Origin of the sequence: Laceyella sacchari, from assembly GCF_024927925.1 — a bacterium.
GTDB classification, from domain to species: domain Bacteria; phylum Bacillota; class Bacilli; order Thermoactinomycetales; family Thermoactinomycetaceae; genus Laceyella; species Laceyella sacchari.
Genome location: NZ_CP103866.1, coordinates 2,810,565 through 2,825,070, shown reverse-complemented (window position 1 = coordinate 2,825,070; position 14,506 = coordinate 2,810,565). Strand labels below are relative to the sequence as shown.

The window sequence follows — 14,506 nt, the reverse complement described above, 5'->3', positions numbered from 1 at the left end:
GACGGAAAGGCCGGAGAGCGATGAACATGAGATGGATAGTGACCTGTTGCGCACTGCTGACAGTTTGTGTCATTGGCATGGCTACATATGAGGAGGGGGGATTCGCCCCTGACAAATGGGTGTCGTCCGCGTTAAAGAAGCCAACGCTTCAAGAGCTTATGGAAGATGAAAACAAACGGCATAGTAACGAGGAGATCACCTTAGAGCCTTATGCCAAAAAGATGGGAGCCACCTTAAACCAGCCTGCGCACAATCAGATGCATGTGGACACGATGTTGCCTGTGGCGGGAAAAATCACCCAGTATCAAAGTCTGTCCCAACCATACGTATGGATACACATTAAATACATGGGCAAGGGAGGGAACCCCGACCTTCCTGATGAACAGGATGTTTACGCACCCGTCAAGCAGGGACAGTTTAATGAGAAGATTCGCCTGTTTCAAGGCAAAGGGGAATATCGGGTTACACTGAGATTGCCAAGCGAGGAACAGGAAGATACTTATTATTTGATGGCTTCGTTTATCGCCGCGAATCTGAACGATGTTGTGGAGCGGGATGTGTCATACAGCGTCGCGGCCGCAAAAGCGAAACTCAAACTGGATGAGCCGGTCATGGGATACAGCGAGAAGCGGGAAGCGGTCTCCTTAAAAGGGCGTATCCGTTCCGACGTGCGTACCGTATTGGTGCAGTTGAAGCGGGGGGCACGGGAAACGCGCCGGGTCGTCTCTGTGGAAAAAGGGCAGTTTGAAGAACAAATTCCCCTGACTTACGGGCAAGGGGTTCATCAGCTGAAAATATTGGTGCCTGACAGCAAGCGGAAAGGAACCTATCTGGACGGGGCCACCTTGTATGTGAATCACCCGCTGGCGGAGGAGAAGGAACCCATACGCTTCACCAGGCTTTACGCCGAACGGGGGATTCACCTGACAGCACCGCTGGTGGGTGGCGAGCATGCCGACCTGACTTATCGTATCGCGGGCCGCATTGATGAATCTGCACCTTTTGCCAAACAAACGACGCACATGATTGTCCGCATACAGAAAGGCAAGGACAAAGCGACCTACTTCCTGCCTGTGGGAGGCTATCAATTTGACAGCAAGATTTGGTTACGCTTTGGAGCGGGAGAATACAATGTGACGTTGTACGCGCCGGAGATCACCTCACAAAACCGCGATTACTTCCGCTTTTTCACAGTGGCGACCTTTCGCGTGACCAGCCGGGCGCAAATGGATGGACGTGATCTTTTGCCAGGCCGCGGGATTCAATCCGATCATCCGTTGATCGTCGATTTGGCCAAAGAGATCACCGCAGGCAAATTGACCGACCGCGCGAAAGCCCGCGCCATCTACACCTATGTAGCCAAAAATATGACTTATGACATGGATAAGTTTCGGAATAACCGGTTCTCTTGGAACGACAGTGCGATTAAATCGTTGTCCACTCGCAAAGGAGTGTGTCAGGATTATGTGTTCTTGACTCTCGCTTTGCTAAGAAGCATAGACATCCCCAGTCGCTTTGTGGAAGGCGAGGCGGGTGGGCAACGTCATGCTTGGGTAGAAGCCAAGTTGAACGGACGTTGGGTGACGATGGACCCGACTTGGGGTTCCGGGCATATTACACCGGATGGCCGCTTCGTAAAAAGACTGGATATGCAGTTCTTTGATCCGTTACCTGATGAATTTAAACGGACACACAAGCGGACTGGCGTTTCCTATTAAATATACCAATCCCCTGCGCATGTTGCTGTGCAGGGGATTGGTATTGTTGGTGTGATACGGTGTTTGAGAGCAAGAAAAAGCGGGGAGAAAGCTTTACGTTCGCAGCATTTTCCCGCTTTTTTCATTTCCTAACCGAGCAACATCGTTTCAAGCTCCCGTTGCAATGCCAACCATTCCTTCGTACCGCGCCGTTCATAACGGGCCTGTCCGCGTGCAAAAGGCACTGGCACTTCCCGTATAACCTTCATCGGCGACGCGCTTAACACCAAGATGCGGTCAGACAGCAAGATCGCTTCCTCAATGCTGTGCGTGATAAACAAAATGGTGCGCTTCTCTTGCTCTAAGAGACGTAAGAGCCAAGTTTGCATGCGGGTTCGCGTGAGTGCGTCCAAGGAACCGAACGGTTCGTCCAGGCAAAGCAAGTCGCGGTTGCTTGCCAACGCGCGGATAAAAGCCGCCCGTTGCTGCATGCCTCCGCTCAGCTCGTGCGGATAGCGGTCGGCGACCTCGGCCAATCCAGCCCCACGCAACAAATGTGTGAGTTGCGTGGGGTTCTTGAGCCCGCTCAGTTCTTGGGCCAAGCGCACATTATCAAGAATCGTGCGCCACGGCATCAGCGAGGGCTGTTGTGGCATATATGCCAAGTGACCACGCTCACCGTTGATCCGTTGGCCGTCCAGAAGTATGTCTCCCGCTTGCGGGCAGTGCAGGCCTCCCAGCAAATAAAACAACGTGCTTTTGCCACTCCCGGATGGGCCGATCAACGAGACGAACTCCCCTTGACGCACAACAAAATGCAGGTCATCGATCACAGGACGTTGTCCATAAGCGAAGGAAAGGCCATTAACTTCCAACTTCATCGGGGTGCCCCTCCCTTCACTTGCGGGCGCCATCGAACCACCAGCCGCTCGATGAGACAGATGGCGGCGTACAGAAGCAAGCTTACTCCGGCGATGAAAAACATCGCCAAAAACACCCGGTCCGTGCGGAAAGAGGCGGAGGCGAGTTGCATCATGACGCCGAGCCCTTCTTTGGCTCCCAGCCATTCGGCGATCACGGCGCCCATCACGCTGTATGTGGCCGCCAGTTTAAGGCCGGAGAAAAAGGCAGGCAAGGCGGAAGGCCATTCCAGCTTGCTAAAGCGTTGCCAGCGTGTGGCCCCGGCCATTTCCATATAGATGAGCAGGGTGCGGTCGGTCTGTCGGAATCCATCCATCGTAGATACGGCGATCGGAAAGAAGCAAGCGATCGCTACCACCAAGATTTTGGGCATGATGCCAAAGCCTAGCCACATGATTAAGAGTGGCGCCAAGGCGATCATCGGCACATTTTGCGACAATACCACCAGCGGTTGGAACATGGCGCGCAACAAAGGTGACAGATGAAAGAGCGTGGCGAGGAGCAGTCCAGCCACCAGACCAAAGCCCAGTCCGCTCAAGGCGATCTCCACTGTCGCCCCAAGGTGTTCCAGTGTCCGATCCACAGATGCCGTCCAAGCCTCATATACAGCGGAGGGTGACGGCAACAGCCACGCTTCCACCTGTTTGGTGCGGACGGTTAGTTCCCATCCGGCTAACAGCAACAAAATCATGCCGAATGGGGCCAACGCTTTACTGTTTTTCATCATATTTGCCTGTCAACCCGCGGATCGATGCGCCGGCGGGATTAAAGTAGATTTTCACCTGATGCAACACGCTGGGACAGCCCATTTCGATCATGGCCTCATTCATGCGCTCGATAATCGCCAACAACTCAGGCAATTCCCCTTCCATCGTCGTTTCCAACGGGCCGACGCGGTAAGGTACCCCTGCTTGCTGAATGATTTCGATCGCTCTGTCCACATAGGGGATGACGCTTTCTCCATTTGGGGTGTGCGGCAGGATCTGCACGCTGACTAGCGCTTGTGCCATTTTCATTTACCCTCCTCAGGCAGAAAGGCGTTGGTAAATGCTTGCTCAGGTTGAAACGAGCCTTCCAGCAAGCCGTGTTGTTTCATCCATTCAGCATAACCCGACCACACTTCTTTCTTTTGCACTCCCCACGCGGGAGCATCTCCTTGGTAACGCGGGCTTAACCAGGCTTGGCTCTTCTGCACCAGTTTCGGGTCGAGGTCAGGCTCTGCCCGGCTCAGGATGTCGGCCGCTTCCTTAGGCTGTTTGATCGCAAATTGGTACCCTTGGCTGACTGCTTTCATGAACGCTTTCACGGTTGCGGGGTCCTGTTTGGTTTTCTGCTCGTTCGTGATGAGAACAGGGGTGTAATAATCTAGCTCTTTGGCATAATCAGTGAGATAGATCATATTCAGTTTTTGGCCCTTCAACTCCGCTTCGATGCCGGTCCATCCATAATAAATCCACATGAAGTCCACATTTCGTTTTACCGCAGTGAAGAAGTCCGTGTTTCCGGTGTTGATGATATTCACTTTGTTCACATCAGCCTGCTCCCGTTGCATCAATGAAGCAAGCATTTGCTTTTCCACTGGCGAGCCAAATCCGCCGTAGGTTTTGCCTTCAAAATCCTTCGGTTTTTGGATGTTTTTGGAAACAGGAGACGCAAAGCCAGACGTATTGTGCTGGATCACTGCGGCGATTGAAACAATCGGCACCTTTTGCACGCGGGCTTGTGTAACGGCTTCTTGGTAGCTTACGCCGAAATCAGCTTTGCCGCCGGCCACCATTTGCTCCGCTCCGCTTTCACCTGGTTGAATGATGTCCACATCCAATCCGGCTTGTTTGAAATAACCTTTCTCTTTGGCCACATAAAGACCAGTGTGGTTGGTGTTGGGAGTCCAATCAAGGACCAAGGTGATCTTCTTTCCTGTGTTTTGCTCGTCTGTCGTCCCGGACGATGCGGGGTTGCCGCAAGCCACGGCGGACAGGCAGAGAGCAATGGTCAGTCCGATCTTCCACCATTGTTTCTTCATTAACAACCGCTCCTTTTCTTTTCACCAGGCTCCCTGATGCGCCCATGGAGGTGGATATAGCGTTTTCATGCATTGGCCAACGCGCGCGTAACAAAAAAACGCCCCCTGACCGGGAGGCGTTGGTTTAGCCAGACAGATATGTCCATCAATCCAAATCCCTACGCCGGCATTACCCGGATCAGGTGAAAGGGTCTGTGTGTCGGCACACACTCTCAGCCGGCCATTATCCAGCTCCCCCATGGGTTTGTATGTTGTTTCGGGCTCATTATACGGAAACTAACCCTGCTTGTCCATAGGGATTTATGTGCAGAGACAAGAAGAGGCGCGTTTCGTTTCCAAGGTGGGCGTGATATACTACATCCATCAGCCAACCTCCCCAAGGCGGCCGCGGATCACCATCAGCCACTTGAGGAGCGATCGACTCATACTCTGAGATGAAGGATTGAATCGGTTCATGAAACAAGAAAACAAGGCTTCATTTACACACACTGTCACGTTAGAGGAAGACGGCCTGATGCTTCATCAAGTGTTGCGCCGCCAATATCGCTTTTCCAGGCGCTTTATGACGCGGATGAAGCTAAACCGCCTGGTGACGGTAAATGGGGAGTTCATCTATTTTACGGCTCGGGTTAAGGCCGGCGATCAGATCGTGATTCGCATGCAAACGGAAGAGACGGATCATATCCCGCCTCAGCCCGTCGATTTTACCGTTGTTTACGAGGATGAGGATCTCATCGTGATTGACAAACCGCCTGGCTTGGTGGTTCATCCGACCCGGGGGTATCCAGACGGAACCTTGGCCAACGGCTTGATGAAGTATTGGTCTGAACGAGGGGAGAAACACCGTATGCGTCCGGTCACCCGGCTGGACCGTGACACTTCCGGCTTGTTGGTCGTTGGTAAACATGCTTATGCCCACGCTTTTTTGGCCGAGCAGATGGCGGAAAAACGATATGAGCGTGTTTATCTGGCTTGCACACATCACCGCTTTGCCAGTGACCGAGGCACGATCGACAAAGCGATTTACATCGATCCCGAACAAAAAATCAGCCGCACGGTCAGTGAGTCCGGTGAAGGGTATCCGGCGGTGACCCATTATGAAGTGGTGGAACGGATGGCTGCGGCCACCTTGGTGCGGCTCTCACTGGAAACGGGTCGGACGCACCAAATCCGCTTGCATCTCGCTTCCATCGGCCATCCGATCATCGGTGATGAAGTATATGGCACAGGTGGGGATCAAGATTTAATCGCCCGGCAAGCTTTGCATGCCACTTACTTGAAATTGTTTCACCCCCGTCAGAAAGAGTGGATGGCTTGGGAATCTCCATTGCCTGCTGATATGCAACAACTCGTGGAGCGGTTGCGGCAAACGGATTGCAGGAGTTGAGGAGTGTGGGGATTCCAACACGGTTCTCCTATGTGTTCAGCATGACGAGGTAAACGCCAGTCTGACACACCCATCTGGGGTGGTCAGGCTTTTTTGGTTTATTCGTTCTGAATAAATTGATTATTTAAATTAATTAATGAATATTTTATGTAATCTTTATAGAATTAATGTTTTTAATATTATACAATTGGATTGGATGCGCTTATCTCAGCACCGTTTTTGTGTTCAAGCAAGAAATCATTGTTATTTTACCTTTGTTACGAGCAGGGTTGATTGAAAATTTATGGAAATTTTACAAAAGCAACAAAGGGGATAAGCGGATACCGTTTTCATTAAAAATGGAGGGATGTTACATGCGAAAGCGCCGGCAGGTGTGGTTGATGTTGCTGATCAGTGTGCTACTGATTATGCCATACCAAACAGTTGGAGCAACCGGGAAAATTCCTGATCCGCAACCGATGGGGCAAGTCTCCTTCGACGGGGCACAAATGGAAGCGCTACCAGCGCCGGGCAACAGCACCACTCCGGGAACTTGGTTCATCGGGGCTACCCCGGCCAATGCTGACCTCAGCAAACCACCGATTGTTTTTGTGCAAGGCTTGCACAGCAGGGCGCAAAGCTGGTGGGAAGAAACCAACTACCACGGTGTAAATGATATGTATGAAACCGCATACAACAAAGGGTATCGGACGGCGTTCGTTCAGCTGTACGACGCACCCGGCGGTGATGCGGCCACTCCGATGGACAACGGGCGCCTGCTCGCCGGTATGCTGGAGAAAATCTATAATCACTTCGGCCAAAAAGTGAATATTGTCGCCCACAGCAAGGGCGGCCCCGATTCTCAAGCCGCTTTGGTCCATTATGGCGCTTACCGCTATGTCAACAAAGTGGTCACCTTGGGTTCACCCCATGAAGGCTCCCATTTGGCCGACTTGGCGTACAGCAGCTGGGCCGGATGGCTGGCAGCTTTGCTGGGCAAACAAGATCCGGGTACGTACTCCCTGCAAGTAGGGGAGATGGCCAAATACCGCGCACAGACGGATAACCACGCCAACGCTCGCCTGAACAAGTATTACACCGCTGCTGGAACCAGCTGGGGGCCGACTTTCTCCGCTTTGGCTTTGGGTGGAGTCTATCTATCCCAATACGGGGAGAATGACGGGTTAGTCAACGTATGGAGCACCGACCTCCCTTATGGAACCCATCTATTTACTGCCTCTGACCTCGACCATGATGAGATTCGCATCGGCCGTGCTGTGTTTAGCAAGATCGAGTCTGTTTTAAGCACAGCGACAGCTGCGGCTGAGACTGAGCCGAAAGCTAGCCAACCATCGGCGGCAGTAAACAGCACCGACAAACAAGAAACCTTTGTCCGTGGTGGCGCATTGCCTATCAGTAAACAACATGTTCAGCAAGTTCCTGTGGAACCGGGTGTGAAAGAAGCTATCTTCACGGTGCGTACCAAAGCTGCTGACACTCAGGTGACGCTTGTTTCTCCTTCCGGCAAAGTGCTGAAGCGAGTGTTAAAAAGCAAGGATCAGGCGTTCTTCCGCGGCGCCACAGTGCAAGTGATCCGTGTCGCCAAGCCAGAAGCGGGCAATTGGCAGGTGAAGCTACTTTCCAAACAGAAAGACGCATACCTGCTGACAACCCATTTTATCGGCAAAACCACAGTTGAACTGGATCTGCCGGCACTGAACAAACAGTCTTCGGCAGAATTGAAGATAAAGGGCTTAGAGAGCGTAGACCTCGCCTCCTTGACTGGCAAGATCAAGGTTGTTGATCCCCAAGGACAAGTGAAGGAAATGGCGTTGAACAAAAGCAAAAAAGCGGACGCCGCCTTGACTGGTGCGGTGTCGGGATCGCAAGCGGGTGTGTATAACATCACCGTGGAATTGAGCGGAAAAACGAAAGATGGGCAAGCGTATGCCCGCACATTGGTCAAATCAGTATATATCGATAAGTAAATGAAACAACCCCGGATCATATCAAGGTGATCCGGGGTTGTTCTTGTTCATGCGCCTGATGCCAACTGCCGCCAGAACTTGGCCGTGCGGCACCGCTTCTAATATGAAAGAATACTACATAAATAATAGACATAGACCCCGTGGCCGGTGAGCAAACAGGGGAGGTAAAATGTGATCAATCATCGACAAGGTGTCGAAATAGAATATAAAAAAGTAGAGTGTGTCGAATGAATTAAAGTAGGCCCTTGAAGCAAATCAGACCGGTTCATCGCCACTTATGTTCGGTGGTCTAGCGTTTAGCCGTCTAATGAGGCGGGAATGGAATTCATGGGCCCCAAGGGCTGGCGGCATCGTTGCCCATTTGCTTCTCGTATGATGAGGCACTTATCGGAAAAGGGGCTTTGTTATTTCTCATCTACGTAATCGCGAGACACGACCCAGAAGCGGGCCAAACGATGCAGTTGATTTCCTCTTCGCCCGCTCTGTGCCAGTGTCATGGTTGGTTCCGCATGCCAATAACCGGGGGTTTGACTATCAGGAGATTTCATGTAAAATCTACATAAGTCATTGTAATATTACTGTAATATTTTTTAAAAATGACAAACCATTTCAATAGGCTTTCCGTTATAATGGAATGTGTTATTTTATCGCAGACCCTGCGCGTCGTTGAATCCACCACGCCAAGGCAAACCAGAAACAGGAGCTGACTAAGCCGGCAATGAAAGAGGGGAGTCCGCTGACTTTCCATAAGAATAAGGAAAACAGCAGCCCAACCACTCCGGTGAAGCGACACGCAAAAATAGCGGCTCGCTCGTGCATTTATCCCTCACCTCCCGCTTCACTATAGCACAAGTGCGGAGGCAGGAACTAGCCGACAAAAGCCGAAAAAGAAGTTGTTAATAGAAGGAAAATCCAGACAGGTAGAGATACTGCGATGAACGATCAGTATTTCAGGAGGTAGACGCGATGGACGATTTTCGTAAGGTGAGCATGAAAAGCGGATACAGCCCCATGCCACCACGGACTCGCAGTGAACGCGCCGGATCCCGTTCCCGCTCTAGCCGTAGCGGCGGCCCCAGGGGCACCGGCGGACGCGGCCCGCAAAAGCAAGGGTGGCAACGGTTTTTTAACTGGAAATGGATGATGCTGGTCTTATTGACTTCGTTATTGATTATGGTCGGTGGCTGTACCGCGGTGATGATGTCGGCGGAAACGTTGGATTTGGAAAAAGCGAAAGATCCGACGAAAATGCCGACCAACTCCAAACTTCTCGATAGCAATAATAAAGTAGTAGCTGTGTTTGGCAACGAATATCGGGAATGGGTAGAAATTGAAAAAATTAAGAAAGTGAATCCGGAGTTATTGACAGCCTTCGTCAAAGTGGAAGACCGTCGTTTTTATGAGCATAACGGGATTGACTATGAAGGCTTGGGACGTGCGATAATCAAAAACATTATCGCGATGGGTAATGCCCAAGGGGCGAGTACCCTTACCCAGCAGGTTTGTAAAAACATTGTACTGGGTGATTTTAATAAAACCTATACCCGGAAGATTAAAGAGATTGGCTGTGCGCTAAACTTGGAGAAAGAACTGGGTGAAAAGCGCAAAGATAAGATTCTGGAAGCATATTTAAACTTTATTGATTTTGGTGGCGTCAATGGTATCAAGCTTGCTTCCGAGGTATACTTCGGCAAGGATCCTACACGGGATCATTTGGAAATCGAAGAGATTGCCTTGTTAGCAGGGATGCCGAAAGCACCATATAAATATAATCCACTAAAAAACCCGGAAGCTGCCAAAGAGCGGCGCAATGTGGTTTTAACTCAAGTTTTGCCGGTCGATGATGTGATCCCGCCGATTGTGGATAAACAAACGGCTGAGGAGAGAGCCAAATTGCCGGTCAAGACATGCCCGAAAACAGAGTGTTGGAATCAAAAGCTAAGAGCGGGCAAATACGATCATTATAAAGCTTTTGTACAAGAAGAACTGAAACGAGATTATGGTATTAACCCGGAAAAACTTGGGAAAAGCGGATATGTGATTAAAACGGCTCTTAATCAGCAAGCACAAACGGCCGTTGAAAAAGCATTGCAGGACAAATCGCTTTTTGTGAATAAAGGCCAGTATATGAAAGACGCGGATGCAAGTATAGTGATGCTAAACCCGAAAAACGGGTTGATCGTCGCAGTCGGAAACGGTCGCCAGTATCAACCGGGATATGACAAGCGCGCCCTGTTGCCCGTGCAACCGGGTTCGACCATTAAGCCGTTAACTGTATACGCTCCAGCAGTGAATGATCATGATTACAATGAGTACTCGATTGTAAAGGATATTACTGTTGACTTTGCGGGAGATTGGAATCCGTCTAACTATGGTGGTATGCCGCCGCAGGGGAATATTCCTATGCTGACAATGGTTAAGAAGTCGCTTAACAAATCGACCGTGCGGCTGTTACATGAAGTGGTTACCCTGAATAGTGCTTTCGATTATGCGCAAAAGCTGGGATTGAACTTGAAAGAGGCAGACAGGACGTCGTACGCGGCTCTGGCGCTTGGCGGTGTAAACGGCGGCGTTAATACAAAACAAATGGCGCAAGCTTATGCCGTGTTTGCCAATGAAGGTAAATATTATCAAGCGCGCACGATTGTGAGTGTAACACAAAACGATGAAGTCGTGGAACCTAAAGATCCGGATAAATATAAACAACCGAAAGAAGTGTTCAGCAAAAAAACGGCTTGGTATATGACACGGATGATGAAGCATGTCATCTCTGATGATGATGGAACGGGTCATAATGCGCGACTGAAAGACGGTCGGGATGTGGCCGGTAAGTCCGGGACGATCCAGGGTGAAAAAGCAGCTTGGTTTGTTGGTTACACCCCTGATCTGGTGGCAGCAGTCAATGTCATGTATCCAATACAAGGCGCAGAGATTGTGAAAGTGACAGGTGGTAGTGTGCCGGCTAAAATCTTCAGCTATGTGATGTCTGAGGCACACCAAGGAATTCCACCACACTCATTCAAAAAACCGCCGGGTGTGGAAGAGCCGAAACGACCATTCGAATTGCAAGCACCACACTTGTCTTATGAATCGCATCCAGACGGTGTTCTGTTGAAATGGCAACAGCAACCAGAGCAAGTGACTTACCAAGTCTTCCGTGCCGATGGCGGCAATTTCGTGAAAGTAGCTGATCTGCCAGCTGGCTCCACCTCCTGGAAAGACCCGTCTGCCTTGCCTCCGCAAGATGACGGCTTTGACCTGGGCGACCTCTTTGGTGGCGGCGGCGAGAAGAAGAAAGTCTACCGCTACAAAGTGGTGGCAATTGACACGCAGGCGACCGATCCGGCCAACAAAGAGAAATCAAGTGAAATCACCGTGGAGCTTAAGTCCGGGAAGAAAGAACAGAAGCCGAAATTCGATAAAAACAATGATGGCATCGATGACCGCGAGCAAGATAGCGATGGTGACGGCGTCAATGACCATGAGGACAAATTCCCGAACGATCCGACCCGAACGGGTAAGGAACAAGATGGCGGCGGTAATGGCGACCACGGCAATGGCCGTCCCGGAAGAGGCGATGGCGATAACAATGGTGGAAACAATGGCAATGACAATGGAAATATCGGTGGTTGGCCGTTTTAATGAGTCAGCGCCGTAAGTGAACGAAGAGAGACTCCAGCTTTCATGCTGGGGTCTCTCTTTTTCGTATTGGCTGTAGACACTTTTATATCGCGCTCATATTCATTAGCGATGACTGGGTTAGGTTCTATTCCCGAGCTTCCTCCCATAGACTAGTCCTAACAGAAGGACAAGAAGGGACGTGTGTTGGGGATGGAGCGGTGGGTGCTCGCCAGTCGCATCGGCTTTACTTATATTGGGACAGTGGTGGGCGCGGGCTTTGCTTCTGGGCAGGAGATCATGCAGTTTTTCACGTTGTTCGGGGAGCGGGGCGTCTGGGGTGTATTTGTGGCCGCGGTGTTGTTTGCCTGGTTGGGGACACGGATGATGCTATTGGGATGTCGGTTGCAGGCGCGGTCGTATGAAGATTTTAACCACTATTTATTTGGAGAGCGCTGGGGACCGATGATGGCGGCAATGATCAGTGTGATGTTGCTGGGAGTCACGGCGGCGATGATGTCGGGGACGGGTTCGCTGTTTGAAGAGCAGTTGGGGTTGTCGTTCCATGCTGGCGTGATTTTTACGGTGGCTTTTTCCTTTTTTTTTATCTTGCGAGGGATCGATGGAGTGTTGTCGGTCAATTCGTTGGTGGTACCAGTCATGTTTTTGTTTATCGTGATGGTGGCATCTCATGCGTGGCAGGCGGGTGAGCTGGCATCTGTGGCTTCGCTGATTCCCGAGCCCCGGTACGCCCACTGGTTGCCGTCGGCCTTGGTATATGTGTCGTTCAACCTGGTGTTGACGCAGGCGGTGTTGGTGCCGCTAGGGGCGGAAATCGCCGATGAGCGGACGATCAAGTTGGGGGGCTGGATCGGTGGGATTGGGTTAGGGATTATGCTGTTTGCTTGCAATCTGGCGTTGCAGTTGCACTGGCAGGAAGTGTCGCGGTTGGATATCCCCATGGGCCATGTGATTAGCACACTTGGCGTAGGCGTGAAATTTTTCTTTTTGGCGATGATGTGGGCAGAGATTTTCACATCGCTCATCGGCAATGTCTACGGACTGGCTGCCAATCTGAGTCAGGTGGTGCCATTGCGCAAGCCGCTGATCATGTTGTTGATATTTGGGATGGGGTATGTGTTTTCCTTGATCGGCTTTCCCACGTTGGTACATTATCTGTATCCCCTGTTTGGCTATTGCGGCTTGGTCGTGCTCGGCTTCATGGTCTTTCGTCGGATGCCGGCGGGATAGGGGAGGAAAGCGGACATGACTTGGTTACTCGTCTTGGGCTTAGCTTATGTGATAGGGGCTTTGCCTTGCCATTGGTGGGCATTGTCCCGCTCCCATTCAGAACAACATGGGGTGGGATATACGCAACTTCCCCTCAAAGAGGCGTTTCTGCTTTTGGTGATCGATCTGGTGAAAGGGATGGCAGCCACTTTGCTCGGAATTGCGCTATTGGGCTGGGTGGGTGCTTATCTGGCGGCGATCTTGGTCGTGGTAGGCAGTGTGTATTCTTGTTTTCTCGATTTCCGTGGCGGAACCGGCTTAGGCGTGGCGGCGGGCGCGCTGTTGATCTTAAGCCCCATTTTGGTCGTGGTGGGAGTGCTGATCTTCATATTGGCGTTGTTGTTGATGCGAAGCTTGGTTGTGGCGACACTGTTGACAGGGGCCGCGTTGTTCTTGTTTGGGATGGTGCTGGCGACGCATGTGATGGTGTGGTTGATCGTGTTGGTGTTGTGTGTGGTGATCTTGTCGCGATGGTGGGGAAAAACGCCGCGCAACCACTCTAAATATAAGAAACCGCCATGGCGCAAGCGGTGGTGAGGGAGACAAGGAGAGCGTTTATATGAACAAAAAAAGAAGCCGAACGAACGGCTTCTTTTTCGCTTGTAAAACATGGCTTGGTGCCGATGATTGGTTTACACCGCGAATGCCACTTTGTACCCGGCATGCTTGCGCACTTGAAAGACACCCGTGTCCAAAATGAGATATTGCGCTTTCACCCCGATCAGTTTGCCGCTGATGGTTGCTTGTTTATCCAAGCTGAGAGGAGTGATTTTCTCCAAAGTGGACAAGGATGGATAAGTGAGCGGAACAATTTCAGGATCGGGAATAAGATAAGCATGATAAGGTTCGGGCAACTTGGTGATAAGATCTTCCCGGATGGCGAGCAAGTCGCAATCGGCGATTTCGTTCTTTAACATTTTGCGCCAATTTGTTTTGTCTTTGACGTATTGGGCGAGGATAATCTCGATGTCTCCAGCGTCCTTGCGGCTGGGTACTTCCATGATCGCCACAGCTTGTGAAGCGCCCTGGTCGATCCAGCGCTTCATCATGTTGGTTTTGCGGGTGATGCCGACCTTGACGTTACTGCTCAAAGCCAGATAAACAATGTGGGGTTGCAGGCAATGAAGTTCGCCAAAAGTTGCATCTCGGCAAGTGCCTTGATGATAGTGGCACAACTCCGGCTTGACGATGCACAAGTCGTTTTCAGGCAGATCGCGGTAACAAGGATAGCAGGAATTGTTTTTGCCGTAAAACTTTTTGGTTATGCGCCCGCAGTAAATGCATTGAAGCTCGTCCAAGAAGGAGAGCTCAATCGATTGCCCCAACAGTTCGTTGAGGGCGATCTTCTCATCGTCGAGCCGCAACTGATATTCGATCGGATCAGCCGGCTCGTGTTCCAGTGCTTGCAAAAATCCGATATGTTTCAAGGGAATGTCTCCTTTGTGCCTTTCATCTGTAGTGAAAAATGTGGCCGTCGCATTGGAATGTGCTATTTATCGAGTGAAGGTATTCAGAAATTGCGACAGGTTTGATTCTATCATTCATCAAGTCTAGCAGAAGGTCATTGGGAGGTGCAAGGTTGGAGAAACTTGGAAGAAATGAT

Annotated in this window: 11 protein-coding genes and 1 riboswitch; of the genes, 6 read left to right on the top strand and 5 right to left on the bottom strand. The window is 50.9% G+C overall.

From position 1 onward, the window contains the following. Positions 1-26 precede the first annotated feature (26 nt). Entirely contained in the window at positions 27-1,718 is a 1,692-nt protein-coding gene (locus NYR52_RS13840; RefSeq protein ID WP_259435842.1) for a transglutaminase domain-containing protein, read from the top strand. A 128-nt stretch (positions 1,719-1,846) separates the two neighbouring features. Here NYR52_RS13840 and NYR52_RS13835 read toward each other — a convergent pair whose 3' ends face one another. From NYR52_RS13835 to NYR52_RS13820, 4 genes are read right to left on the bottom strand one after another with little or no spacing between them, the layout of a single operon-like run. Beyond that, positions 1,847-2,578 (bottom strand): ABC transporter ATP-binding protein, encoded by a 732-nt coding sequence (locus tag NYR52_RS13835; RefSeq protein WP_132221117.1) that lies wholly within the window; start codon positions 2,576-2,578, stop codon positions 1,847-1,849. Beyond that, entirely contained in the window at positions 2,575-3,345 is a 771-nt protein-coding gene (locus NYR52_RS13830) for an ABC transporter permease (protein ID WP_132221115.1), read from the bottom strand. Before NYR52_RS13830 ends, NYR52_RS13835 begins: the two co-directional genes overlap by 4 nt. Beyond that, positions 3,329-3,628, bottom strand: coding sequence for a thiamine-binding protein (locus NYR52_RS13825; RefSeq protein ID WP_029071908.1), 300 nt, complete (start codon positions 3,626-3,628; stop codon positions 3,329-3,331). Before NYR52_RS13825 ends, NYR52_RS13830 begins: the two co-directional genes overlap by 17 nt. A 2-nt stretch (positions 3,629-3,630) precedes the next feature. Continuing rightward, entirely contained in the window at positions 3,631-4,641 is a 1,011-nt protein-coding gene (locus NYR52_RS13820) for an ABC transporter substrate-binding protein (RefSeq protein WP_132221113.1), read from the bottom strand. Between the two features lie 138 nt (positions 4,642-4,779). Further along, a riboswitch (TPP riboswitch) is annotated at positions 4,780-4,889 on the bottom strand. A gap of 206 nt (positions 4,890-5,095) precedes the next feature. Between NYR52_RS13820 and NYR52_RS13815 the strand changes: the two genes are divergently transcribed. The 5 genes from NYR52_RS13815 (at position 5,096) to NYR52_RS13795 (ending at position 13,440) form a co-directional block, all read left to right on the top strand. After that, entirely contained in the window at positions 5,096-6,028 is a 933-nt protein-coding gene (locus NYR52_RS13815; protein WP_132221111.1) for an RluA family pseudouridine synthase, read from the top strand. 353 nt (positions 6,029-6,381) lie between these two features. Next, positions 6,382-7,995 (top strand): esterase/lipase family protein, encoded by a 1,614-nt coding sequence (locus NYR52_RS13810; RefSeq protein ID WP_259435841.1) that lies wholly within the window; start codon positions 6,382-6,384, stop codon positions 7,993-7,995. Between the two features lie 966 nt (positions 7,996-8,961). Further along, complete coding sequence (locus NYR52_RS13805; RefSeq protein WP_132221107.1) at positions 8,962-11,637, top strand: transglycosylase domain-containing protein; 2,676 nt, start codon at positions 8,962-8,964, stop codon at positions 11,635-11,637. 189 nt (positions 11,638-11,826) lie between these two features. Continuing rightward, complete coding sequence (locus tag NYR52_RS13800) at positions 11,827-12,864, top strand: YkvI family membrane protein (RefSeq protein ID WP_158283271.1); 1,038 nt, start codon at positions 11,827-11,829, stop codon at positions 12,862-12,864. A 15-nt stretch (positions 12,865-12,879) separates the two neighbouring features. After that, a complete protein-coding gene (locus NYR52_RS13795; protein WP_132221103.1) occupies positions 12,880-13,440 on the top strand; it encodes a glycerol-3-phosphate acyltransferase in 561 nt (186 codons plus the stop codon). A 95-nt stretch (positions 13,441-13,535) separates the two neighbouring features. On the opposite strand, the gene NYR52_RS13790 is transcribed toward NYR52_RS13795, so the two are convergent. Then, positions 13,536-14,330, bottom strand: coding sequence for a DUF2797 domain-containing protein (locus tag NYR52_RS13790; RefSeq protein WP_259435840.1), 795 nt, complete (start codon positions 14,328-14,330; stop codon positions 13,536-13,538). Between the last annotated feature and the right edge of the window lie 176 nt (positions 14,331-14,506).